Consider the following 25,277-nt stretch of genomic DNA (forward strand, 5'->3'; position numbering starts at 1 on the left):
GTCGAATTCAGCCGGCCCGACGACCGATCGTCAGCAACGGCAGGCCCTTTGAGACTTTCGACGCGAGGTGCGAAGGCGTTGCGCTTGCCCCCCGCCAGGCCCGGCGCGAGCTCGGTGCACCGTCCGCGACGAGATGATGCGGCGCTGCGTAGCTCACTCGAGTGGTGACGGTGTCGCCGGCGCTCACGAGTTCGTCACCGACCGCGACGTGTACGAGTCGGCCATCTCGCGCGCGACCGGTGACCCGGCCGGTTGCACCATCTTTCTTGCCGATTGCTGTGCTGACCAGCACTTCGACCTCGGCTCCGACGAGCCGCTTGTTCTCGTCCCAGCTGATGCCATCCTGCAATTCGATGAGGCGCTCATACCGCTCTTGGACGACCTCTTTCGGCACCTGGTCTGGCATGGTCGAGGCGGGCGTCCCAGGGCGCTTCGAATACTGGAAGGTGAACGCACTAGCAAAACGTGCACGCTCGACGGCCTGCAAAGTTTGGACGAAGTCTTGCTCGGTCTCACCCGGGAATCCAACGATGATGTCCGTCGTAATCGCAGCATCAGGCAATGTGGCCCGTACGGAATCGATGATCGACAGGTATCGCTGCTGGCGGTAAGAGCGTTTCATAGCCCTCAACACCGCATCTGAGCCCGACTGCATTGGCATGTGCAGCTGCGGACAGACGTTTGGTGTCTCAGCCATCGCGGCGATGACATCTGGAGTGAAGTCACGTGGGTGCGGACTGGTAAAGCGCACCCTTTCGAGTCCATCAATGGCACCGCAAGCGCGCAACAGCTTGCCAAAGGCGTACCTATCGCCGAACGACCGGCCGTAGGAATTGACGTTCTGGCCGAGAAGCGTGACTTCCGAGACGCCGTCGGCGACGAGGACTTCTATCTCAGCAAGGATGTCACCCGGTCTGCGATCAGTTTCCTTGCCGCGCAGGCTTGGAACGATGCAGAAGGTGCAACTGTTGTCGCACCCGACCGACACTGATACCCAGGCGGAGAATGCCGAATCACGTCTACTGGGAAGATCGGACGGAAAGCTCTGGAGTGTCTCAAGGATCTCCACCTGAGCTTGCGCATTGTGTCGGGCCCGCTCAAGCAAGACCGGCAGGCTAGCCAGGTTGTGAGTTCCGAAGACCACGTCTACGTTTGGTGCCTTTTCCAGAACGCGTGCCTGATCTTTCTGGGCCAGGCATCCGCCGACGGCGATTTGCATTCCTGGCCGCGAATTCTTGATCGGAACGAGTTGGCTCAAATTTCCGTAGAGACGGTTGTCCGCATTCTCCCTGACCGCGCACGTGTTGAAAACGACTAGGTCTGCGTCCTTGCCCGACTGATCAGCAGCGCGAACATAGCCAGCGGCCTCCAGCAGGCCGGAGAGGCGCTCCGAATCGTGGACGTTCATCTGACAGCCGTACGTCCGGATGGCGTAGGTGCGGCCACTGGAGCGTTGCGTCGAATCAAGTGCTGTATCCATATCGGTTCCAGGGTACGGCCCGTCCCAGGCTTGATGGCAGTTGACGCCCAGACATCTCAGCTGGCGGGAGCCGCGGCTGACCGCGTGGCCGATGGTGAGTGTTCGGTCAGCGGAAGCAGAATGCGAGCCTGCAGGCCGCCGCCTTCGGGCAAGCTGAATTCACATGACCCGTCGGTACGGTCCAACAGCGCTTTCGCGATACTGAGACCCAGGCCGAAGCCTCCGATGCCTCGAGCTGATGGGCTACGCCAAAATCTGCTTCCGATGCGAGCTAGTTCATCCGGGCTCAGACCTGGTCCAAAATCCCGCACGACGATTGTCGCGAAGTCGCCATCGATCCCAATGAAGATCGTGACGGTGCTCCCAACGGGTGAGTACTTGATGGCATTGTCGATGACTGCGTCAAATGCGCCGGCCGCGTCCGCTTTGTCGAACCAACCGTGGAGGCGGGGTGAGCCGGTAAGGGCGAGAGAGACGCCGCGCGCTCGCGCGATTGGCTCCCACGTCTGCATACGCTGACCGACCATGGCTGTCATGTCGCAGTCAGCGGCTGTGTTACCGGCATGCTCAGCGCGCGCGAGCGCCAAGAGCTGCTCGGCGATCTCTGCCAGTCCTCGACCTTCCAGCAACGCCCGTTCTGCATCCGAACGTAGCTCATCAGGTGCGCGCGTGGCCAAATCATCCAAGCGCAGGAGCAGTGCCGCGAGCGGATTGCGCATCTGATGTGATACGTCGGCGACCAGATTCTGTTGCTGCGCGACGGAGATCTGTACCTGCGTAGCCATTTCGTTGAACGAGGTAGCGAGTCGGCGCAGCTCCGGAGGTCCAGTAGCCTCCGGCACCCTGGCGTCGAGGCGACCGGTAGCGACCTCGTGCGTAGCCACATCTAACTCGTGGACCGGGCGTAGTACCCACCGCGTGAGCCGATTCGCCATGTAGGCGCAGGCAAGCAATGCTGCAAGCCCGCAGATCAGCAGCCCGGCCCATGCGAGGAAGATCTGTCGACGCAGCCCATCAGTCGAGGACACGATCACCATCGCTCCAACAACCTCACCGCCGCGCATCATTGGCTCAACGACCAACAACGGCTGGCTCGTCCATGGCCAGATGGTGGGCGGCAGCACGCCCCGGCGACCACGAATCGCCTCAGAAATGCGCTCGTCAGAAGGCGGATCCCGAGGCAGGTCGCTGTCACTGGCGGCGAGCAGGACCGTTCGGTCGGCCGCCAAGACGAAACAATCGGCGTGGTGAACAACCTCGTACCGACGCAGTTGAGTCTCGATCTTCGCCATCTGGTCGGGCGTCTCGGCTTGTTCGGCGGCCGAAGCGAACCGCGCAGTATCGTTCAGCTGATCGAGAAACGCGTCGCGCGCAAGGGTATTTCGTATGCCCAGGGCCAACGGAACGCCCGTGGCCACCAATACGATTACCAGCAGGCCCAGAATCAGCAATCCGAGACGAAGTCGCACGACGAGTCAATCCTCGCCGAGTCGGTAGCCTATGCCCCGAACCGTCTCGATGATGCCGGCGTCCCTGCACTTCGAACGTATTGCGGCAACATGCACATCAAGGGTGTGCTGGTCGCCGACCCAGTTCGATTCCCACACCTGGCTGAGAAGCCGCTCGCGCCGCACCACAAGGCCCGGTGGGGTCGAGAGCGCCTCGAGGATTCCGAATTCCTTTCGAGTGAGAGGGACCTCTTCGCGATCACCTCCCGGTCGCGATCGAAAAACGACGCGGCGAGCGAGATCTATCGTGACGCCACGCGCGATGACGGTCATAACCGTAGCTTCGGCATTCTGCGCAGAGACTCTGCTGCGTCTGCTCACCGCATGAATCCGAGCCAAGAGTTCGGCAATCGGGTACGGCTTGATCATGTAGTCGTCAGCGCCTATGTGCAGGCCATGAACACGTGATCGCAGGTCAGAGCGTGCGGTCGTGATGATAATCGGGACATCCCGAATATTTCGGATGGAGGCACACAGATCAAAGCCATCACCGTCGGGTAGGCCGAGATCAAGCAGGACGACATCGATGGAGTCGTCCAACGAGCTGAGCGCACGGTCTACGCCCGTTGCATGGCTCACCTGGAACCCATGGCGAACAAGGACGTCGCGCAACGCTTCGGCTACGCGGTCGTCGTCCTCCACCAGCAGTAACCGCATGCAACCGCACGGTAGCAGGCGTGCCGCAGTTGTTGTGCGGATTCGACGCTGTAACAGCAGGCGGAATCGGTCAAGTTCAAGACGCACATCGCTCGCGGCAACACAGATCGCACGCCATGCCGCTCAGCTGAACGACCTCAATGCGCGACCTCCGTTGCCCGGGATTCTCTGACGACCGTCACACGGATCTGGCCGGGGTAGGTGAGCTCGTCCTCGATCTGCTTCGCAACTTCACGAGCTATCACTCCAGCTGCGAGATCGTCCACCTCATTTGGCAATACCATCACCCGGACCTCGCGGCCTGATTGCATCGCAAAAACACGCTCTACACCAGCTTTCGCTCCAGCGATTTCCTCGATGCGCTCCAACCGCTTCACATACGTCTCCAGCGACTCGCGCCTGGCGCCCGGGCGAGCGGCTGAACAGGTGTCCGCTGCCTGGGTCAGAACCGCCTCAATCGTTCTGGGTTGGACTTCATTGTGATGAGCTTCGACGGCGTGAGCGACGGCCTCACTCTCGCCGTACTTACGGAGCAACTCTGCGCCGACAATCGCATGCGAACCTTCTACCTCGTGGGTCAAGGCTTTACCTATGTCGTGGAGAAACGCAGACCGTTTGATGAGAGTCGGCTCGAGTCCCAACTCGCTGGCCATGACACCTGCGATATGCGCTGTTTCGATCAGATGCCCAAGCACGTTCTGGCCGTAGCTAGTTCGATACTTCAATCGCCCCAGAGTGGGAATGAGCCGGTCGTCGAGATCAGTGATCCCGACATCGGCAAGTGCATCTCTTGCTGCGCGTAGACAGAGCTCGTCGACGTCCGTACGCGCGGTCTCGTAGACCTCCTCGATGCGATGGGGATGAATCCGGCCGTCGAGCACGAGCTTTTCCAACGTGATACGGCCGATCTCTCTACGGACCGGATCGAAGCAGGACAGCAAGACGGCTTCAGGTGTGTCGTCGATGATGACGTTCACACCCGTTACGGACTCGAACGCTCGGATGTTTCGTCCCTCGCGACCGATGATGCGACCCTTCATCTCGTCGCTCGGAAGGTGCAGGACACTTACTACAGTCTCCGAAGTCTGCTCACTGGCTACCCGCTGGACTGCCTCGACCACGATCGCTCTCGCCCTATCGGTTCCTTCGGTCCGAGCCTCGGCCTCTATCGACCGCACCAGGCTCGCGGCGTCTCGGCGTGCTCCGGCCTCCACTGCGCTGAGCAGCTCAACCTTCGCAGCTTCGGCCGTCAGGCCGGCGATGCGTTCGAGGGCAGCTAGATGCTCGGCGGCCATCGCCTCTTCGGAGCGAGCCAGCTCGCTTCGGATCTGTTCGAGCTCGCTACGTAGACCCTCGATGGCCGCTCGATCCTCCTCTTGTGCTCGCCTGCGTTGATCCAGGCTTGCAAGCGCGCTCTCGATGTCCACTTCGCGTGCGTCAAGCGTCGCCGTACGTTTCAATAAGATCTCGTTGCCGCTCTCCAATGCACGGGTACGCGATAGGAGTTCGGCATCAGCGCCACGGCGCGCCTCGGCAAGCAGATCCGCCACGGTCGACTCTGCCCGAAGGCGCAATGCGTCTGCGTTCGCCGCCGCAGCCTCGGCATTGGCACGCGCTGCTTCCGCTTCGGTTTGCGCCGCTCGACGCAGTGCCTCCGCTTCAACTCCGACTGAGCGCCGAAGCGCGTCCGCTTCGCGCTCGGCCCGTTGGCGTATCGAGGCCGCTTCGGCCTCAGCAAGATCAAGCTGATTCGTAGAATTGGCTGACGCAGTGCCGTCGACGCTCTCGGACTGTGGATGCAAACGGCTGGCTGAATAGATCGAAAGAAAACGGAGACCGAGAACCAAAACCAGCGCGAAACCGGCGATAATCGCCGCTAAACCAACCCAGTGGCTCATACCCTCCTCCTCTCACCAAGGCAACGGGATCGCTAAACTCCGTCGCACAGCCAGGAGGCCGGGTCCATAGAGCGGACGCCGAAAAGAATGTGCGGGCCTTACGCCCGGAAATGTCCGGTCCCCACGAGTTCGGAGTGGGGGTCGTGATCTCCTCATCCTCGTCGTTGTCGCGGTCTATCGAACGAACATATGAATCTGTATGTCAATGCGTGACACGAGCCACGCATCCATTCTCCTGATCTTGTGAGGCTATATCGATATGGCGGGGGGTCAAGCTAGCCAGGCCGTTTCGTTTTCGAAGTCGCTCTCGGCCGTGGCGGCCTCCGCACCGAGAGCTGCTCGCACCAGCGAGTATGCAACGCCCGACGAGTAGCCTTTGCGCGCGAGCATCGCCACCAATCTGCGCGTTTTGGTCTCGGCGTCGAGGCGACCCATCGTCTTCAGCTTGCGCTCGACCAGATCACGCGCAACTTCGATCTCAGATTCAACGCCGAGGGCAGACACCGCCGCTTCGGCGACCTCCGCGTCGACGCCTTTGCTACGAAGTTGACGGACAATCTCACGAGCGGACAAGCCACGCTCACGCTGCTTGACCTGTGCAAACGTTGCCGCGAAAGCTCTGTCGTCGAGCAGGCCAACCGCTGCCAACCGGTCAAGCACACGAACTGCTACCTCGGTCGGAACTTGTTTCGCTGCCAGAGCGTCGGCGAGTTCCGAACGCGTACGGTCGCGGAATGTCAGTAAGCGCAGACAGATGTTGTGAGCAACAGACTCGGGATTTGCATCGGGATCTGCAGCTATATCTGGAGGCAAGTCGTGCGTGCCTCGGCCCGGCGGCGCAGAATCTGCGCCGGCGGCCGTCGACAATCGCGCCATCTCGGTCGAACGTCAGAAATCGACGGGCGCAGGTAGAGGTGCTTCTTCTGTTACCTGAGCGCCGACGCCAAGCTTCTCTTTGATCTTCTTCTCGATCTCGTCAGCAAGGTCAGGGTTATCGCGAAGAAAGTTACGGACATTCTCTTTGCCTTGCCCCAGCTGATCGCCGTCATAGGTATACCAAGCGCCCGATTTACGCACGATGCCCTGATCTACTCCGACATCGATGAGTGAGCCCTCACGGCTGATGCCCTGCCCGTACACGATGTCGAATTCAGCCTGCTTGAACGGCGGCGCAACCTTGTTCTTGACGACCTTCACCCGGGTGCGGTTACCGACCGCGTCGGCGCCGTCTTTGAGCGTCTCGATACGACGAACATCTAATCGGACGGATGAGTAGAACTTCAGCGCCTTGCCTCCGGTGGTGGTCTCAGGAGACCCAAACATGACGCCGATCTTCTCTCGCAACTGGTTAATGAAGATCGCAGTGGTGTTGGAGTTACTCAGCGCACCAGTGATCTTGCGTAGCGCCTGGCTCATCAGTCGAGCTTGAAGACCCACGTGGCTGTCGCCCATTTCGCCCTCGATCTCGGCTCGCGGTACCAGCGCGGCGACCGAATCGACCACGATGACGTCCAGCGCACCCGACCGAACCAACATGTCCATGATCTCGAGCGCTTGCTCACCCGTGTCCGGCTGGCTTACCAACAGCGCGTCTGTATCGACACCGAGTGCCCGGGCATATTCCGGATCCAAAGCGTGTTCCGCGTCGATGAAAGCAGCTACGCCGCCTGCCGCCTGGGCGTTTGCGACGGCGTGCAACGCGACGGTTGTCTTTCCGGAGCTTTCAGGCCCGTAGATCTCGACGACACGACCACGAGGAAGCCCACCGATACCCAAGGCAATGTCCAGAGCGATTGACCCCGTCGGGATGACCTCTATCGGCACGTATGGACGCTCACCGAGACGCATGACTGAGCCTTTACCGAACTGCTTGTCGATCTGGCCGAGTGCGACTTCAAGCGCCTTGTCACGGTCGAATGCAGCTGCCATCTTCTGGTACCTCTTTCAAGTCTTGGGGAGTTCCTGGAGTTGGCTGCGACGTTAGATCTGACCTCCGACAACTTTCTCGGGTACAACCAGATCTGTGGACGAACGATCTCTCGTCCAGAATTCTAGACGAACGTCTGTTCGATTGTGCTAGACACGCCGGGGTTCGATTTACTTCGTGTGGCCGTCGCGCGCAACCCGTCCCATCCACAAGCTCGGGGTCGGTCGGTGGTCGGTCGGTCGGGATCGGGTCGGGGTAGGGATCGGGTCGGGGTAGGGATCGGGTCGGGGTAGGGATCGGGATCGGGGTCGGTCGGAAATCGGGGTCGGTCGGAATCGGCGTCGTTGGAATGTTCCCCGAAACGATCGTCCCCACAGCCGGATACAAAGTCGCTTTCGGGACCGCCTGACCCGCCCGCGAGTTACTGCAGTCTCGCAGGCACTTCAAATTCCTGGCAGATTGCGCGCCAGATCGATTTGGGCGAATCACCTCGCGACAACGCTTCGTTCACCGTCGCCCCGAGCAAGGTGATGCGATAGTCGGCGGCCATCGAGTAGGCATACGCACTACCGAAGCGCAGCTCCATACGCTGCCAGAATTCACTCAACCGCACTTGGCCAGCTTATCGGTTGGCGTTATCGGTTGCCGTTATCGGTTGGCGCCACCCGCCCGTCGTCAGGAAAGATCGAGCTGTGGCTACCTTTGACGCTCGAGCACATCCGTCCGACTCGCCCCTTGCGCGCGAGACGATAGCCGCTCCCCCGGCCGCTTCCTCGGCCTCTCCGTCGGCGTCTCCGTCGGCCCCGGCCCCGGCTTCGGACCCGGCTTCGGCCGCTGCCGATCCCAATCGTTGGACGGCTCTGGAGAGTCTGCGGGGTCATCGTGTCGAACTGCGGCCACTCGCCGTCGAGCACGCTGACGGCTACCTGGCCGCGGCCCACTCCGACGAAGGCGCGGAGCTCGTATTTCAGCACTTGTCGCTGAAGGTGCCGATGACCTCGCAAGACGCACGCGACCAAATCTCGGCCGCGCTGGCCGCCCGCGCGCGGGGGGAGCGATTTCCCTACGCCCAATTCGATGCACGCACCGGCACGTTCATCGGGACGACGAGTCTGTACGAGGTGTCTCCGCAATTGCGCACCCTCGCGATTGGTCATACCTGGCTAGGGAAGCACTGGTGGCGGTCAGGTCATAATGCGGACTCGAAATGGCTCCTGCTGAGCCACGCTTTCGACACGCTGGGCGCCGCCAGGGTCGTCTGGCACACCGATATCAACAACCATCGCTCGCAGCAAGCGATTGAGCGGCTCGGCGCGGTCAAGGAAGGTGTCTTGCGCAAGCATCGAATCCGCATGGACGGTACGTGGCGGGACACGGTCCAGTACTGCATGACCGATGACGACTGGCTGACCGTCCGGGATCGGCTTCGCAACAGAGCGCAGTGACTGACTGACGCAGCAGACGAAAGCTGGAGTTGTCGTACACGCAGAGTTGTCGTACACACAGAGTTGTCGTACACGCAGAGTTGTCGTACACGCAGAGTTGTCGTACGCGCGAGGCAGACTGGACAGGTGGACATCCCCTTCTCACCCGCGACCCGCGCTTGGTTCGAAGGTGCGTTCGAGACCCCGACGGACGCCCAGCTGGGTGCCTGGGAAGCAATAGCCCGCGGGGACCACACCCTGGTGGTCGCCCCAACTGGATCGGGCAAGACCCTCGCGGCGTTTCTTTCGGCGATCGACCGATTGGCTGCGCTGCCGCCGCCGGAGAATCCAAAGCAGCGCTGCCGCGTCCTCTACATAAGTCCGCTCAAGGCTCTCGCTGCGGATGTGGAGCGCAATCTAAGGTCGCCGCTCGTCGGTATTGCCCAGGCGGCACGACGGCTCGGGCTCGCTGAGCCCGACGTCCAGGTGGCGACTCGATCCGGCGATACGACGCCTGAAGACCGGCGGGCCTTCGCCCGCCATGGAGCCGACATTCTCATCACCACCCCCGAGTCCCTGTTCCTGCTGTTGACCTCGGCCGCGCGGGAGGCCCTGGTCGGTATCGAGACGGTGATCATCGACGAGGTTCACTCGGTGGCTGCGACCAAGCGAGGTGCGCACCTCGCTCTCAGTCTCGAACGCCTCGATGCCCTTCTCGCCGAGCCAGCTCAACGCATCGGCTTGTCCGCCACGGTTCGCCCGATCGACGAAGTGGCAACCTTCCTTGCCGGTGGTCGCGCAGTTAGCGTCGTGGCGCCGGCGACCACCAAACTGCTCAACCTCTCCGTTGTCGTCCCCGTTGAAGATCTCACGGCGCTCGGCGACGGAACAATAAGCGACAGCACGGATCCGACACCGCGATCGTCCATCTGGCCTCACGTCGAAGCGCGCGTACTCGATCTGATCGATGAACATTCGTCGACGATCGTGTTCGCGAACTCGCGTCGCTTGGCCGAACGGCTCACCTCACAGTTGAACGATCTCGCTGCCGGACGCGACCCAGAGCGGGGCATCGTTGCGCGTGCGCACCACGGGTCGGTGTCTCGGGAACAACGCCAGATAGTCGAGGAGGAGCTCAAGGCCGGGAAGATCCCGGCGGTCGTGGCGACGTCCTCGCTCGAACTCGGAATCGATATGGGCGCCGTTGACCTGGTTATCCAAATCGAATCGCCACCTTCGGTCGCCGCCGGCACTCAACGGCTTGGGCGAGCAGGTCATCAGGTTGGCGCCGAATCACGCGGAGTCATCTTTCCCAAATACCGCGGTGACTTGGTCGAGTCGGCGGTTGTCGCTGAGCGAATCCAATCTGGTCAGATCGAATCCTTGCGGTATCCGAGAAATCCGCTCGATGTATTGGCACAGCAGATAGTCGCGATGGTGGCCATGGACACCGTGACCACGGCGGACGTGGGTGCTCTAGTCCGGCGCAGTGCACCATTTGCCACTTTGCCGCAGTCGGCATTGGACGCAGTACTCGACATGCTCGCGGGCCGATACCCCTCAGATGCCTTCGCTGAGCTCCGCCCCCGACTGAACTGGGACCGTGTCACCGGGGAGCTCACCGGGCGCGGTGGTGCTCAGCGGCTCGCGGTGACCTCGGGAGGGACCATCCCCGACCGCGGAATGTTCGGCGTGTTCCTAGCGGGAGGCGAAGGGCCTGGCAAACGCGTCGGCGAGTTGGACGAGGAGATGGTTTACGAGTCCCGGGTTGGCGAGGTGTTCTTGCTCGGGTCCTCGTCCTGGCGAATCGAGGACATCAGCCACGATCGGGTGCTCGTTACACCAGCCCCCGGTCAGATCGGAAAGATGCCGTTCTGGAAAGGCGATTCGATTGGCCGACCAGCGGAGTTGGGCCGAGCGCTTGGCGCGTTCGTGCGCGAAATTCATGGTGCTACGGAGTCGGCAGCGCTCGTGCGAGCCGAGCGCGCTGGCCTCGATCCCTGGGCGGCGCAAAATCTGATCAGCTACCTGACCGAGCAGCGGCAGGCGACTGGTCAGCTTCCGACTGACCGCACGATCGTCGCCGAGCGGTTCCGGGACGAGCTGGGCGATTGGCGCCTGGTGATCCATTCCCCATTCGGTGCCCCGGTAAACGCGCCATGGGCGTTGGCTATCGCCGCAAAACTCCGCGAGCAGCACGGGATGGAAGTTCAGTCGATGCATTCCGACGACGGCATCGTGCTGAGGCTGCCTGACACCACAGCCGATCCGCCCGGGTCCGAGCTCGCCCTTTTTGACCCTGCCGATATCGAGTCGCTCGTAACGGCTGAAGTCGGTGGTTCGGCGTTGTTCGCATCCCGATTTCGGGAGTGCGCCGCGCGTGCACTACTCCTCCCCAAACGTGATCCGCGCCGGCGTTCGCCTCTATGGCAACAGCGGCAACGTGCCAATGCACTCATGCAGGTTGCGAGGGACTACGGCCAGTTCCCGGTCGTCCTAGAAGCGATGCGCGAATGCCTGCAGGACGTTTACGACCTACCTGGTCTGGTCGAGCTGATGCGCAACCTGCAGTCTCGGCAGGTGCGGCTGGTTGATGTCGAGACGCCAACGCCCTCACCTTTCGCCCAATCACTGCTCTTCGGCTACGTCGGCATGTTCATCTACGACGCTGATGTCCCCCTCGCAGAACGCCGCGCCCAGGCCCTTACGCTGGATACCTCGTTACTCGCCGAACTTATGGGCTCGCCAGACCTGCGTGACCTGCTTGATGACGGCGCTATCGCTGAGTCGATCGCGGATGCACAGCGGTTGAGTTCGAGTCGACAAGTGAACGGACTCGACGCCGCTGCTGACCTGCTGCGCGAGGTCGGTGATCTGACCTTCGACGAAGCCGCGATGCGGGGAGCCTCACGACACGATCTTCTGACACTGCAGGCGAATCGTAGAGCGTTGGAGGTTCGGATAGCTGGAGTTGAACGCTGGATCGCGATCGAGGACGCAGGGCGGGTACGTGACGCTCTCGGCGTGGCTCTTCCGGTAGGCGTGCCTGAAGTGTTCACAGAGCTGGTCGCCGATCCGCTGGGCGACCTGTTGTCGAGATATGCACGTACGCACGGACCGTTCACCGTCGACGAACCAGCGACCCGCCTCGGGCTCGGGGTAGCTGTCGTTTCAGCCGGCTTGGCGCGCCTCGTGGCAACCGGGCAAGTGGTCTCGGGCGAATTCACACCAGGTGGCGCCGGTCGGCAATTCTGCGGCGCCGCGATGCTGCGAACGATACGGCGACGTTCACTCGCCGCGCTCCGCCGCGAAGTGGAGCCAGTTCCACAGTCAACGCTGGGGTGTTTCCTACCAGAGTGGCAGCGGGTCGGAGGCACTCGGCGATTGGTCGGCGTGGACGGTCTCGCCCGAGTCATCGATCAGCTCGCCGGAGTGTCGGTACCGTCAAGCGCCCTCGAGACCTTGGTGCTGCCCGCTCGGATCGCCGACTACGTGCCCGCGATGCTCGATGAACTAACCAGTGCCGGCGAAGTTGTGTGGGTGGGTTCTGGCGCACTCGCACGAAACGACGGATGGGTCACGCTGCTACCCGCCGAAGCGGCCGCAGAACTGATCGCGCCGATATCGGACGCAGAGTTCAGCCCGTTGCACAAAGCCATCCTCGAATGCCTGGACGGCGATCAAGCCTTGTTCGCTCGCAGCATCTTCGACAGGGTTACGGCGTCGGGCGCCGAGCCGATCAATCAATCCGATTTGGGCTCTGCGATCTGGGATTTGGTCTGGGCCGGGGCCCTGACCAATGACACATTCGCGCCTATTCGAATGCGGTTGGGCGCCGGGCGAGGCACCCATAGCCGTCGACCCTCGCCGCCGCGAGCACGATACGGGCGACCAACGCGGGGTGCTCTCACCGCCGCCGCGCATGCAACTCACAGCGCCAACCTGCCTGCACTACCTGGGCGGTGGTCACGGCCTCCGCCACCGGCGAGCGGTAACACGCAAAATGCGCTCGTCCACACCGAGGTGCTACTCGACCGCTACGGCGTTCTGACCCGAGGCTCGGTCGCGGCCGAAGGTGTCGTCGGCGGCTTTTCGGCGGTCTACCCAGTACTGCGGCAAGCCGAAGAAACCGGTCGGTATCGGCGCGGGTACTTCGTCGAAGGCCTCGGTGGGGCTCAGTTCGCGGTGCCCGGTGCGGTCGATCGCCTTCGCAACATTGCAAGCGCGGAGGCAGCGAGGACCGTGGGTGATCCCGGCGAAGCAATCGTGTTGGCTGCGACCGACCCAGCCAACCCGTACGGCGCGGCGTTGAGTTGGCCAGCCCGCCAGAACCAGAGTGAGGATCAAGGCTCCAAGCGGGGCCACCAACCGGCGCGCAAGGCCGGCGCCGTGGTCGTCCTCGTTGACGGCCTGTGCGTCCTGTACGTCGAGCGCGGCGGTCGGACGTTGCTCTCCTTCGAAGACGATGATTCCGTGCTGCGTCGCGCGGCGACAGCGCTTGCACTCAGTGTCCGAGAAGGGTCGTTGGGCAAGCTCCACGTCGAGACCGCCGACGGAGCGCGGGTTGCAACATCCTCCCTGGGCGCGGCACTTGCCGAAGCTGGCTTCCGCCCCTCGCCTCGTGGCCTGCAATTACGGAGCTGATTCAATGCCGGAAGGCGACACAGTCTTCATCACCGCGCAGCGTTTGCGCGTAGCCCTAGCAGGGCGCCTCGTCACACAGTTCGAGCTCCGCGTGCCCGCGCTGGCACTCGCCGATCAGGGCGGCACCACCCTCGACGAGGTGCAACCTATCGGAAAGCACCTATTGATGAGGTTTTCCGATGGTCGTACCTTGCATAGCCATCTGCGCATGGATGGCGCGTGGCGGGTCGCTGGCGTCGGAAAGCGGCGCGCGTCCGCCGGGCCCGAACATACGATCCGAGCCATTGTGGGCAACGCGCAAGCGACCGCAATCGGCTATCGCGTACATGACTTGGCATTGGTGGACACCCAAAACGAGGCTGAACTCGTGGGTCACCTGGGGCCCGATCTCTTGGATCCCCGATTCGATCTCGGCGAAGCGCTACGACGATTCAGCGCGAATGCCGACCTGAGCATCGGGGATGCTTTGCTCGACCAACGGCTCACAGCTGGCCTCGGAAATGTCTATAAATCCGAGCTGATGTTCTTGCACCAGCTCGACCCGTGGCAAACCGTCGCTGAGACGACGGGGCTGGAGGTAATCCTCACCGACGCAGTCCGGCTTCTCAGAGCCAACATAGGTCGCTTCAATCGGTCCACGACTGGTTGGACCCAGCCGGGACAGCAATATTTCGTCTACGGCAGGAAAGGACTGGCCTGCCGCAGATGCGGCACTCGAATTCGCCAGGCCGAGCAAGGCAGCGCGGCGACGGAGCGAGTGTTGTACTACTGCCCGTCATGCCAGCCTGTCGCGGACCGCCACTGACGACGTTTTGTCTGCTCCGGCGAACGTCGACTGTCAGTTTTGCGGCTCGGCGTGCTCCGATGCGGACTGCTCGACCGGGAGCGCTTGCGATGCCGGGCTATCGCTGATCGCGGGTTGTTGGTTGGTTCCGACGGCCGGGGCTGGTGTCGCAGCCGGGCCGCCGCCCATCGAGGCGCGAATCTCATCAAGCCGGGACTGCGCGGCCATATTTGTCGTCGCCTTCTTCACCTCGAGCATGCGGCCTTGAACAGAGTTCGAAGCAAGCTCGGCCTGCCCGAGCGCGTTGGTGTAGCGCTTTTCGATCTTGTCGCGGACCTCCTCCAGCGAAGGCGTGTTCCGCGGGGCGGCGAGTTCACTCATCTGGTTGAGCGAAGCCGAAACCTGCTCCTGCATTTTCGCCTGCTCGAGCTGGCTCAGTAGCTTCGTACGCTCAGCTAGCTTCTCCTGCAACAACATCGCGTTGTCCTGCACGGCCTGCCGTGCCTGCTGCGCGGCACCGATCGACTGATCGTGTAGTTGCTTGAGGTCGGCGACCGACGCCTCTGACGTCACCAACTGGTTCGCCAGCACGCCTGCGGTCTGCTCGAACTCACCCGCCTTGGCCTCGTCACCATCTGCTCGAGCCTTGTCCGCGAGGACAAGCGCCTGACGAGCTTGAGCCTGGAGTTGCTCGATCTGGCTGAGCTGGCGATCTAGCTTCAGCTCCAACTGGTGCTGGTTACCAATGACGCTGGCAGCCTGACGGGTCAGGCCCTCATGCTGACGCTGGGCATCTTCGATGGCCTGCTGAATTTGAATCTTCGGGTCAGCCTTCTCATCGACCTTCGCGCCGAACCAGGCAGACACGTACTTCCACGCCTTGACGAAGCCGTTTGCCATGCGTTTCTACGACCTTTCGGTGATCATCACTATCTGCTCAACTCGACCGCTCACATTCAAGTTCCGCTTGAGCCCGATGTAGAGCCGAGCAGAGCCTCGGTCTTGTCTATCTGACCAGTCTGCCCTATGCCAGTGACCTGGGTCCAAGAATGCCCGATGTCGATTTTTCGGTGTGGTGGACCGCCTGGCGTGTTCGGCTCGGTTACCGGCCTTGCAATGTCGTCGACCTAGCCTTGGGAACGAGGTGACAGTGGCGGAAGCCCGTCAATGAGAACCTCCACGTCGGCATAGATGTCCTCATCGTCAGCCGGCACGACGATGAACGAGGACAGCCATCGAAGGACGGTCGGACCGCCGCGCCGGCCATGCCGGGCAAGTAGTACGTCGGTGGCTTCGGCCACTCGCAGCCAACCAGCTGACCGGACGTCTACTCGAGCGAGTTGAGCCAGCATCTCAGAGTCTCGGGCACCGAGGGCCTCCAGCAACGGATGTCCCGAGATCGTTGCTGCAGCGCGGGCAAGGGCTCGGGCGAGTTGTAGATGGCTGATCTCAGCAATGATGCGATCGAGCTCGTCGAGTAGGAGCGCGCGCAGGACGTCGTCTCGAGTGCGGAAGTGGTTGTAAAGCGTGGCCTTGGCGACACCGGCCTCAGCGGCCACCTGAGACATGGAAATTCGGCTGCCGCTGGTTTCGACCGCGCGCGCCGCTCCGCGAAGGATCGCATCATGGCTACGCGCCATGACGTTGCCCGGCCGTGGGGGTGCGCCGGCGTGGCGCGTCAGCTCCTGTGCCTTGGCCCGCACAGCCGAGGAGACAACGCCTGCGCTGGTTGGCCGGAAAAGCACATCCGAAAGCGGGTCGTGGGTGCGGTCAGGCAAAGCGCTCATGACGTCACGTTATGCCGCAGAAAGAGCAACGCTGGTACCTGGACTGTGGACACGCCAACAGTCTCAACCTATGGTTGAGACTTGTTCGCGGCCGGCGAGCGAGTGCGCTGCCTGGCGGCTCAGGCGGCAACGGTGGGATAGGCCCGCACCTGGGGACCATCCACATCGAGCGGCGGTGCCGGGGCGAGCACCGGGCCACCGTTACGTGAGCCGATCATCATCGCCCGGTCAGCCATCCGCTCTTGCCGTCGAAGCGTGTCCGATACCGACATGAAGACCTCGGACAAAGGTACGTCCAGAGCATCACAAATCGAGGCGAGCAGCTCCGATGACGGCTCCTTGTGACCTCGTTCGACCTCAGACAAGTAGCCGAGACTCACGCGAGCCGCGGCGGAGACCTCCCGCAGTGTGCGGCGTTGTCGCAATCGCACTGCGCGCAGGGTCTCGCCCACTACATGGCGCAAAACTGCCATCGCGATACCCCCTTCGTAGACCGGTGCTGTCAGCACCGGAATGCCACATCACCGCTTGCACTTATCAGCGTAGTCGTGCCGCCGACCACATCACCCGAGGCGGCCGGTTCGCTGGTAGCGAACGTGGGCTCAACGCGGAGATCAAGTGAATCATCAACACCCGACACTGCAGCTACCTGGAGACATCTGGCGAGTCCAATCGCCGGACACAACAGGCCAACTATCTTCACAACGGTTTTCCGTTGGCTGATGTTCCGCTGGCATCTAATGCAGATGCGCTCGGCTCCGGTGACGAGCTCGCGGCTCGTGCGTGTGCCTCGTTCAGGCCGTTCGGGGCTCTCGCCTGAGCGAGAATGCGCGCGCGACATAGTCGAGTCCGGTAACGACAGTCAGAACAACCGCAACCATCATGACCGCGGTTGCGAGAGTGTGCCAGCCGCCCGACAGCGGCAGTACCAATAACCCGATCGCCCACGCCTGAACCATGGTCTTCAACTTGCCACCGCGACTTGCCGCAATAACGCCGTGCCGGATGACCCAGAAGCGCAGCAAGGTCACACCTATCTCGCGGATAAGGATGACGATCGTCACCCACCAGGCGAGTTCGTCCAACATCGAGAGGCCGACAAGCGCGGTTCCGATGAGCAGTTTGTCGGCAATCGGGTCGGCAAGTTTGCCGAACTCGGTGATCAGGCCGCGCTTGCGGGCGATGTCACCGTCGATCAAATCCGTCAAGCTGGCAACCGCGAAGATCACGCACGCTGTGATCCGCCAGCCTTGCGAGTCCCCGTTCGAGTGAAACAGGGCCGCGGCGAAGAACGGCACCAGTACCAGCCGTGCCACCGTCAGTCCGTTGGCAATATTCCATACCGAGACGGTGGTAACCGGGTCGGCAATCGGATCCGAGCGTGGTTCGAGATGAGTCATCGGCTCGATCCGGCAGCGTCCAAACTAACTTCAGCGATGAGGTCGGCCCCATCGTTGTCAGTGACCTCCGCGGTGACGACGCTGCCTCGCCGAAGGTCGGCAATCGCGCCGCGCAGGGTGACCGACCCATCTGTCTCAGGAGCCTGATGTGCGGCACGGCCGACAACCTCGTCCTCGATGAATTCCTCGACCAGCACGTCAACCCGCTCGCCGATCCGGTCCTCGGCTCGCTGATTCACCAACTCATCTGCAAGCGCGGTCACCCTTTCGACACGACGCGCGATCTCGATGGGATCGATTTTGCCGCCAAAGCCCTCAGCTTCGGTACCGTCCTCGTCCGAGTAGCCAAACACACCGACTACGTCAAGCCGCGCCAGGGTAAGGAACCGCTCGAGCTCGGCAACATCGGCTTCCGTCTCGCCCGGGAAACCCACGATGACGTTGCTACGGGCTCCGGCATTCGGCGCTATCGCGCGCGCTTGGTCCAGCAACTCGACGAAGGCCTCAGTTGATCCGAAGCGTTTCATCCGACGGAGCACCGGCGTGCTCGCATGCTGGAACGACAGATCGAAGTACGGCGCGACCCCTGGGGTATTTGCGATGACCTCGAGCAGCGACGGCCGAAGCTCGGCCGGCTGCAAATACGAGACGCGCACACGCTCAACCCCGGGGATGTCGGCAAGCTGCGGGAGCAGCGCCTCCAGTGCGCGAAGGTCTCCGAGGTCCTTGCCGTAGGACGTCGAGTTCTCGCTCACGAGCACCAACTCGCGCACGCCAGCATCGGCTAGCCAACCCGCCTCCGCAAGCACGTCGTTCGGTGCCCGGGAAACGAAGGCCCCGCGAAACGAGGGAATCGCGCAAAACGTGCAGCGGCGATCGCACCCCGAAGCGAGTTTTAGGTAGGCGACTGGTGCATCATCAAGGCGCTTACGGGCGGCGGTAGGCCCCCACTGATGACCCGGTACCGCGATCTCGGTCACGGCCTTCGGGCGTTGGGTCGGGCTGATCGGCAACAGCGTTCGTCGATCCGTCGGACGATGCGCAGAGATGATCTTGCCCGCAAGCACATCGTCGAGCCGCTCATCGATCGTGGCGTAGGAGTCAAACCCTAGGATGGCGTTCGCTTCGGGTAATGCCTCCGCGAGTTGATCTCCGTAGCGTTCGGCCAAGCATCCAACGGCAACGACCCGCTTGCCGCCCTCACCCGCAGCCAGAAGCGTGTCGATCGAGTCCTTTTTTGCGGAATCGATGAACCCGCACGTGTTGACCAGGACGACGTCGGCGGCCTCGGTGTCGGTCAGCCGCCACCCGCGGGCGGACAACGTGCCTGCCAACTCCTCAGAGTCCACCTCGTTTCGGGCGCACCCGAGCGTGATCAGAGCAACGCTTCGAGGTTCATCATCAGCGGCCGCTGGGCGCACGGATGCCCCCTCTTCGACCACCGGACTGCGCGGGGACGCACTGACGGGGCTGTGCGATCGCGGAAAGGACACAAGCTGAGATTACCTTTACCTCAGGCCCTCAGATTCCGGATGCCGGTCGAGCGCCTCAAGCAATCTGCCCGGCAACCCGCGTATCCAGCAAGGAACGCGAACTCGTTACGCTCCTGAGGTGACCGCCTCCGCCTCAGAACCCGTTCGCGGACTGGCCCTCGTGCGGCGCGCTCGGACCTCTGACGTCCCCTCGATCAAACGCCTTATCGACACCTACACCGGCCAGCGCCTGTTGCTCGCGAAAGACACGGTCACAATCTACGAGACCATTCAGGAATTCCGCGTCGTCGAACTTGACGGCGTCATCATCGGCTGCGGTGCCCTGCACGTGTTATGGGAAGACCTGGGCGAGATTCGCACTCTGGCCGTGTCACCGGACCATCGAGGCAATCGGATCGGTGATGGGCTACTGGCTGAACTCGTCCTCCAAGCACGCGAGTTGGGGCTCCAGCGACTGTTCGCACTCACATTCCAGACTCGGTTCTTTGCTAGACACGGGTTCGTGGAGATCGAGGGCACTCCGGTGGAGCCGGAGGTCTACTCCCAGCTACGACGTTCGTATGACGCAGGTATCGCAGAATTCCTCGACCTCGAATACGTCAAGCCCAACACCCTCGGCAACTCCCGGATGCTGCTCACCCTGTGAGGATTTAAAACTACATTCACGTAATCCCGCGCGCCTCACCAGTAACACAGGATTACCTCGTACCGTTTTGTTCAGGAGGTGTTGCCAATGACCGTGTTCCAGCTCAATCGTCCCCAAACCACGACCCTAGCGTCGACCGCCACGTTGCCAGTTGCGCTCGTCGATCGACCGGGACGCCACGCTACCGAGCTGCGCGCAAGGCTGACGTTGCGGCGGATGTTCTACTCCGCCAGGCACGCTTTTCACTAGTCGGACTTAAAAACAAACGCTAAAAGGGTCTGACCATTGCGGTCAGACCCTTTTAGCGCGTTCGAGCCGGATCGCTAAGCCGGGCGTCGGTCAGAACGGAGGTTCGCCGGCAGTCGCTTGCCCCACCGGTTCTCCGCCGCCATCGATGTCATCGACGTCATCGTCTTCAACCAGATCGTCGGCCGTCCCGCCGTTGCGGAGCGTATAGATCAACCCGGCGAGTTCGTCTGGTTTGACCAGCACATCGCGTGCCTTTGACCCCTCGCTCGGCCCGACGATCGAACGAGATTCCATCAGGTCCATGAGTCGGCCGGCCTTCGCGAAACCTACTCTGAGCTTTCGCTGCAACATCGATGTCGAGCCGAACTGGGTCGACACGACGAGTTCGACAGCTTGAAGGAAAAGATCAAGGTCGTCTCCGATGTCAGCATCGATCTCCTTCGTAGCTGTCACCGGGGCGGTCACATCATCTCGGTAGCTTGCCTGGAGCTGCCCCTTGCAGTGGTCAACGATGGCTTTGATCTCGTGGTCGGTGACGTATGCGCCTTGAATCCGGGCGGGCTTCGAGGCACCCATCGGAAGGAACAGACCATCACCCTTGCCCAGCAACTTCTCGGCACCTGGCTGGTCCAGAATCACTCGTGAATCTGTGACCGATGAAGTCTTGAACCCCAGCCTGGACGGAACGTTGGCCTTGATGAGCCCGGTGACTACATCGACGGACGGGCGCTGCGTCGCGATGACAAGATGGATTCCAGCCGCTCGCGCCAACTGGGTGATCCGGACGACCGCATCCTCGACGTCACGCGGAGCCACCATCATCAGGTCGGCGAGCTCATCGACGATGACGAGCAGGTATGGGTACGGGGTGTAGACCCGCTGGCTCCCAGGTGGCGGCACGAGTTCGCCACTCACTACCTTGCGATTGAAGTCGTCGATGTGCCGGACGGCCGAAGCCTCCATGTCCTCATAGCGCATATCCATCTCACGAACCACCCACGCCAAGGCTTCCGCTGCCTTCTTCGGGTTGGTGATCACGGGCGTCACGAGATGCGGGATTCCTTGGTATGCGGCAAACTCGACGCGTTTGGGATCGATCAGGACCATCCGCACCTGATCAGGCGTTGCCCGCGTCAGAATCGACAGAATCAGCGAGTTGATGCACGAGGACTTTCCGGCACCGGTTGCACCGGCAACCAGAAGGTGAGGCATCTTCGTCAGGTTCGCGACGACGAATCCGCCTTCGACATCCTTGCCCAGGGCTGCCAGCATCGGGTGTTGGTCACGCACTGCGACGGACGAGCGCAGTACGTCGCCAAGCATGACGATTTCTGGATCAGTATTCGGGATCTCAACACCAACCGCTGACTTCCCGGGAATCGGGCTGATGATGCGCACGTCGGGGCTCTTGACGGCGTAGGCGATGTTGCGGGTGAGCTGAGTAATCCTTTCGACCTTGACGCCTGGTCCAAGTTCCACTTCATACCGGGTGACCGTCGGGCCTCGGCTGAAGCCGGTGACAGCGCAATCGACATTGAACTCGTCAAAGACCTGCGAAAGCGCGGCAATGACCTCATCGTTGGCCTTCGTGTGTGCGAGATGCTGCGATCCAGCTTCGAGCACATCGGTGGGGGGCAGGGTGTAGAAACCTGCTCCGCCGTTCAGCTCCAACTGCGTCGGTCGGGTCACCGGCGGTAGGTCGTCCTCGACTGGTGCCTTGACAATTCGCGGTTTTCGCGGTTTGCGGGGCGCCTCGGCATCAGGCTCGACGGCGTCTGGCACGCCGGTGTTCGGGTCGAGACCGACTGCCTCAGCCACTGTGTTGCTCAGCGGAAACGGATCGTCAAGGTAGGCATCAATGTCTGACCCGTTCTTTCCGGGCTGGTGTCGTTTGAGATGCAGTCGCTGTGCCAGGCTCTCGTGGTCGGGCAGTTGGGCTTCTTCCTGGCCTTCAAGATCGGTGTGGTGAGTGAACAGCTCACGAATCAGTTCGGGTAGCTGGTTCATCGGCGTCGCCGTGACCACGAGCACCCCGAAGGCGCCGAGCAGGAAGAACACCAGAACGACCAGTCCGGCGGGCAGCACCCGTTCGGTCAGCCCGCTGAAAGCGCCAATCGCGCCGCCGGCGTGCGACCAAGCTGATCTGTTATCCGGCGAGTCGGCCCATAGGTGCAGCAGGCCAGTGGTGGCCAGAAGTACCGCGACGCCGCCAACCAGCAACCGCCCTCGATGTTCAGGCTCCGGTTGCTGGCGAAGCACGTGCACCGACGCCAGAAGCAACAATGGCGGTACCACTACGGCGAAATTGCCGATTCCGAGCCGCAGTAACGCAGCGATCGCGTCGCCGAGCGACCCGGCTGCGTTGAGCCACACCGCGATGGCAGAGATGACGGCCAGTGCCAGGAGCACAAGACCGGCGCCGTCGCGGCGATGCGCGGGGTCAAGATCGCGTGCGCTGGCCGCGTTTCTGCCCACCGCTCGTGCGAGGGTGCCTACTACCCGGCCCAGCGCACGCCAAAGCTGGACGATCGTACGGATAACGACGGCGGGAAATCCCGGGCCGCGGCTTGGCGGCCTACCGGCTCTCCCGCCTGTCGTCCTACCTCCGGTAGGACGCTGTCGGCCCCCGGCTGCCGCCTTGCGTGTCGCCGTCGGACGAGGTTTGGTCCCGCTTGCTCCTGCCACCCGATCACCGTAACGCTCAAGTGCAACTTGAGGTCGCAGCGACACCTATCGGGCTACGCCAGACGCGTGGCGTTCGTAAGCAGTCGATGCCGCATAGGCTCGCTACAAAAGCTTTGCGGCCGAAAGGTCCTGGCGCAGATGGCCGATTTCGTGATCCGTCGCATCGACCATGGGCAACCGAACCGGCCCCGCGGACCGCCCTTGTAGCGCAAGCCCAGCCTTGACCAGTATCACGCCCTGAGTCCGAAAGATCCCGGTGTAGATCGGCAGCAGCTGGCGATGCAACCGCAGGGCTTCGGCCGTGTCACCACGTTCGAAGGCCTCGATCAGCTGCTTCGTGGCCGCTCCACTGAAGTGAGTGGAGGTGCCGACGACCCCGACTGCACCAACCGCAAGCAGCGGCAGTGTCATCGCATCATCGCCGGAGTAATAAGCCAGATTGGTTTCCGCGAGGACCCTGGCCGAGGCAGCGAGATCCCCCTTGGCATCCTTCACACCAACGATGTTGTCGTGTTCGGCGAGCGCGATGAGCGTCTCGGACTGCGCTGCTACTGCCGAACGGCCTGGGATGTCATAGATGAGTATCGGCAGCTCGGCGGAATCAGCGACTGCCCTGAAGTGCGCGAGTATTCCGGCCTGAGGCGGCTTCGAGTAATAAGGGACGACGACGAGCAAACCATGCGCGCCAGCCCGCGTCGCGCTGTCGGCGAGCTGGATCGTGTGGATGGTGTCGAAGGTTCCGACGCCGGCGATGACCTGGGCACGATCACCGACCGCGTCCACCACGGCCGCGATCAATTCGGCCTTCTCACCGTCCGAGGTGGCTGGCGACTCCCCCGTCGTGCCGTTGATGACGAGGGCATCATTTCGCTGCTCGTCGACCAAATAGCTCGCTAGCTTTGCAGCTGCGTCCAGATCAAGCTCACCGGCAACGGTGAACGGAGTGACCATGGCGGTTATCAACCGGCCGAACGGGCGGTTGCGGTCCTGCATCGACATGCTCCTAACGCTACCGCCGCCGACCCCGTGAATTGCAGTCAGTTGCCAACAGCGATCGACGATTGGACGGACCGCCCAATTCTGTCGGACTCATCCGTCGCGCGACGCCTCGTCTGAAGCGTCGGTGCGAGGATGCTGTCATGAACCGTTTCGCCGATCTTTCCACGGCGCGGCTACGGCTCACCGCGGTCGCGGTCGCTGATCTGGCTGACTTCCATCGGCTGCATAGCGATCCAGCGCTATACGCCAACGAGCCGGAAATGCGACATCCTGACCTATGCCACTCGCGTTCGGTTCTTGACGGTCTCATCGAGGACTGGTCAGTCTGGGGTCTGGGGTACTGGTCGGTTCGCGATGCCGCGACCGGCCGCTACCTGGGCTGCGGCGGCGTCCGGCGAAACGAAGTCAATTGGAATGTCTACTACCGCCTGCATCTCGCGGATTGGGGTCATGGGTACGCAGTCGAGATCTTGCGGCTCGCCGCGCCCTGTGCAGCAGCAGTCGAAGTGGGCGCCGTACTGCAGGCCACAATCCGACCACAGAACGGACCATCTCGTCGTGTCGCCGAGAAGCTTGGCATGATCTTCTGCGGCATCCAGGACGATGTCGGAGGCGCGAAGCAAACGTACTATCAGCTGCCAGCCAAGGACGTTGCTCTGCCGAGCTGACGCATCGTCTCCAACTCGAGACCGGGCAACCCCCGGTCCGTTCGGATCAGGGTTGGCGCGAGATCAGCCCTCGGCAACCATCGGTGATGAGGCAACCTCCGTGCCGTCCGGCAAGGTCGTGATCTCAAAGTCCGCGAACACGTTCGCTGCGACCCGCTTCAGTTCCCTCAAGCAGGCGACGGCGAGGTTGCGAATCTCGACGTCGGCGTGCTCCGAAGCACGCATCGCGATGAAGTGCCGCCACGCGCGGTAATTACCGGTGACGACGATCCTGGTCTCCGTGGCGTTGGGCAGCACAGCTCGGGCGGCTTGGCGCGCCTGCTTGCGGCGCAGCGTCGCGTGTTCTACATCGGCGAATCTCTTCTCGAGACCTTCCAGCAGGTCGGTGTAAGCCGCTACCGCGGCCTCCGAAGCCGCGACGAACTTGGCATGCAGCTCAGGGTCCTCGGCGATGACATCTGGCTCGACCATGGCAGCGTCGCGCTCGGGGACGTATCGCTGTGAGAGCTGGGAATAGCTGAAGTGTCGATGCCGGATGAGTTCGTGGGTAAGCGAACGCGAGATGCCGGAAAAGTAGAAGGTCACCGTGCCGTGCTCGAGTACGGATAGATGGCCGACCTCCAGGATGTGACTGAGGTAGCCCGCGTTCGTCGCCGTAGCCGGATTCGGTTTTTTCCAGGACTGGTAGCAGGCCCGACCGGCGAACTCCGCCAGTGCCTGACCCCCATCAGCATCGGTGTCCCACGGGATCTCAGGTGGCTTCTCGAAGTGCGTCCACGCGATGACCTGGACCTTCGGCTGGACGATTTCGGGCACTGATAACTCCACTCGCTCATGACGTTCGAGACACCGGCGGCAAGCACCGCAAGCATGAGGCCCTGCGCGTGTGGCCAGGGTGCTTGGGACGTAGCCGTTTCCGGCACTGCTCGCTGGGCACAGCTTAAGGCACTTTCACGACGTCAACGGGCTTGACATCCCGCCGCACAAAAGTGCGCAACAACTGGTGATGCATTTTGACAGTTGCCATG

20 protein-coding genes are annotated in these 25,277 nt (G+C 62.2%); 5 read left to right on the plus strand and 15 right to left on the minus strand.

The genetic code is table 11. The annotated features are described in order from the left end of the window. Positions 1-7 precede the first annotated feature (7 nt). The 7 genes from miaB to ACSMXN_RS13570 all read right to left on the minus strand — a co-directional run bounded on the left by miaB (position 8) and on the right by ACSMXN_RS13570 (position 8,083). On the minus strand, positions 8-1,480 hold the full coding sequence (gene miaB / locus ACSMXN_RS13540; protein WP_022911996.1) for a tRNA (N6-isopentenyl adenosine(37)-C2)-methylthiotransferase MiaB: 1,473 nt from the start codon (positions 1,478-1,480) through the stop codon (positions 8-10). Between the two features lie 56 nt (positions 1,481-1,536). Continuing rightward, positions 1,537-2,949 (minus strand): sensor histidine kinase, encoded by a 1,413-nt coding sequence (locus ACSMXN_RS13545; protein WP_022911997.1) that lies wholly within the window; start codon positions 2,947-2,949, stop codon positions 1,537-1,539. A 6-nt stretch (positions 2,950-2,955) separates the two neighbouring features. After that, complete coding sequence (locus tag ACSMXN_RS13550; RefSeq protein ID WP_022911998.1) at positions 2,956-3,645, minus strand: response regulator transcription factor; 690 nt, start codon at positions 3,643-3,645, stop codon at positions 2,956-2,958. A gap of 137 nt (positions 3,646-3,782) precedes the next feature. Beyond that, positions 3,783-5,543 carry a ribonuclease Y gene (gene rny / locus ACSMXN_RS13555; protein WP_022911999.1) on the minus strand — a complete coding sequence of 587 codons (1,761 nt, stop codon included), beginning with the start codon at positions 5,541-5,543 and terminating at the stop codon, positions 3,783-3,785. 270 nt (positions 5,544-5,813) lie between these two features. Further along, a complete protein-coding gene (locus tag ACSMXN_RS13560) occupies positions 5,814-6,419 on the minus strand; it encodes a regulatory protein RecX (RefSeq protein WP_022912000.1) in 606 nt (201 codons plus the stop codon). A gap of 12 nt (positions 6,420-6,431) precedes the next feature. Continuing rightward, positions 6,432-7,472 (minus strand): recombinase RecA, encoded by a 1,041-nt coding sequence (gene recA / locus ACSMXN_RS13565; protein WP_022912001.1) that lies wholly within the window; start codon positions 7,470-7,472, stop codon positions 6,432-6,434. 419 nt (positions 7,473-7,891) lie between these two features. After that, on the minus strand, positions 7,892-8,083 hold the full coding sequence (locus ACSMXN_RS13570; RefSeq protein ID WP_022912002.1) for a DUF3046 domain-containing protein: 192 nt from the start codon (positions 8,081-8,083) through the stop codon (positions 7,892-7,894). A gap of 79 nt (positions 8,084-8,162) precedes the next feature. On the opposite strand from ACSMXN_RS13570, the gene ACSMXN_RS13575 reads away from it, so the two are divergent. The 3 genes from ACSMXN_RS13575 to ACSMXN_RS13585 all read left to right on the plus strand — a co-directional run bounded on the left by ACSMXN_RS13575 (position 8,163) and on the right by ACSMXN_RS13585 (position 14,343). Further along, the gene (locus tag ACSMXN_RS13575; protein WP_022912003.1) at positions 8,163-8,915 is read left to right on the plus strand and encodes a GNAT family N-acetyltransferase; all 753 of its coding nucleotides are present in this window, start codon (positions 8,163-8,165) and stop codon (positions 8,913-8,915) included. Between the two features lie 126 nt (positions 8,916-9,041). Further along, the gene (locus tag ACSMXN_RS13580) at positions 9,042-13,538 is read left to right on the plus strand and encodes a DNA glycosylase AlkZ-like family protein (protein ID WP_022912004.1); all 4,497 of its coding nucleotides are present in this window, start codon (positions 9,042-9,044) and stop codon (positions 13,536-13,538) included. 4 nt (positions 13,539-13,542) lie between these two features. Then, entirely contained in the window at positions 13,543-14,343 is an 801-nt protein-coding gene (locus ACSMXN_RS13585) for a DNA-formamidopyrimidine glycosylase family protein (RefSeq protein WP_022912005.1), read from the plus strand. Positions 14,344-14,376: 33 nt separating this feature from the next. Here ACSMXN_RS13585 and ACSMXN_RS13590 read toward each other — a convergent pair whose 3' ends face one another. The 5 genes from ACSMXN_RS13590 to rimO form a co-directional block, all read right to left on the minus strand. Further along, complete coding sequence (locus tag ACSMXN_RS13590) at positions 14,377-15,222, minus strand: PspA/IM30 family protein (protein WP_022912006.1); 846 nt, start codon at positions 15,220-15,222, stop codon at positions 14,377-14,379. Positions 15,223-15,449: 227 nt separating this feature from the next. After that, the gene (locus ACSMXN_RS13595) at positions 15,450-16,109 is read right to left on the minus strand and encodes a TetR/AcrR family transcriptional regulator (RefSeq protein ID WP_022912007.1); all 660 of its coding nucleotides are present in this window, start codon (positions 16,107-16,109) and stop codon (positions 15,450-15,452) included. A 119-nt stretch (positions 16,110-16,228) separates the two neighbouring features. Continuing rightward, positions 16,229-16,582: a helix-turn-helix domain-containing protein gene (locus ACSMXN_RS13600; protein WP_027139102.1), complete on the minus strand. Its 354-nt coding sequence runs from the start codon at positions 16,580-16,582 to the stop codon at positions 16,229-16,231. 321 nt (positions 16,583-16,903) lie between these two features. Next, a complete protein-coding gene (gene pgsA, locus ACSMXN_RS13605; protein ID WP_022912009.1) occupies positions 16,904-17,509 on the minus strand; it encodes a CDP-diacylglycerol--glycerol-3-phosphate 3-phosphatidyltransferase in 606 nt (201 codons plus the stop codon). Then, complete coding sequence (gene rimO / locus ACSMXN_RS13610; protein WP_027139104.1) at positions 17,506-18,930, minus strand: 30S ribosomal protein S12 methylthiotransferase RimO; 1,425 nt, start codon at positions 18,928-18,930, stop codon at positions 17,506-17,508. The genes pgsA and rimO overlap by 4 nt, the downstream gene beginning before the upstream one ends. Before the next feature lie 190 nt (positions 18,931-19,120). Between rimO and ACSMXN_RS13615 the strand changes: the two genes are divergently transcribed. Continuing rightward, complete coding sequence (locus tag ACSMXN_RS13615; protein ID WP_022912011.1) at positions 19,121-19,648, plus strand: amino-acid N-acetyltransferase; 528 nt, start codon at positions 19,121-19,123, stop codon at positions 19,646-19,648. Between the two features lie 339 nt (positions 19,649-19,987). On the opposite strand, the gene ACSMXN_RS13620 is transcribed toward ACSMXN_RS13615, so the two are convergent. Together ACSMXN_RS13620 and dapA are read right to left on the minus strand one after the other, a co-directional pair. After that, complete coding sequence (locus tag ACSMXN_RS13620; RefSeq protein ID WP_081648982.1) at positions 19,988-22,582, minus strand: DNA translocase FtsK; 2,595 nt, start codon at positions 22,580-22,582, stop codon at positions 19,988-19,990. A 102-nt stretch (positions 22,583-22,684) separates the two neighbouring features. Beyond that, the gene (dapA, locus tag ACSMXN_RS13625) at positions 22,685-23,581 is read right to left on the minus strand and encodes a 4-hydroxy-tetrahydrodipicolinate synthase (RefSeq protein WP_022912014.1); all 897 of its coding nucleotides are present in this window, start codon (positions 23,579-23,581) and stop codon (positions 22,685-22,687) included. Between the two features lie 140 nt (positions 23,582-23,721). Here dapA and ACSMXN_RS13630 point away from each other — a divergent pair, with 140 nt between their 5' ends. Next, positions 23,722-24,249, plus strand: a complete 528-nt coding sequence (locus ACSMXN_RS13630) for a GNAT family N-acetyltransferase (RefSeq protein ID WP_155958271.1) — start codon at positions 23,722-23,724, stop codon at positions 24,247-24,249. A gap of 63 nt (positions 24,250-24,312) precedes the next feature. Here ACSMXN_RS13630 and thyX read toward each other — a convergent pair whose 3' ends face one another. Beyond that, positions 24,313-25,065, minus strand: a complete 753-nt coding sequence (gene thyX, locus ACSMXN_RS13635; protein ID WP_022912016.1) for an FAD-dependent thymidylate synthase — start codon at positions 25,063-25,065, stop codon at positions 24,313-24,315. Positions 25,066-25,277: the final 212 nt, after the last annotated feature.

The organism is Parajatrophihabitans canadensis (assembly GCF_053764775.1).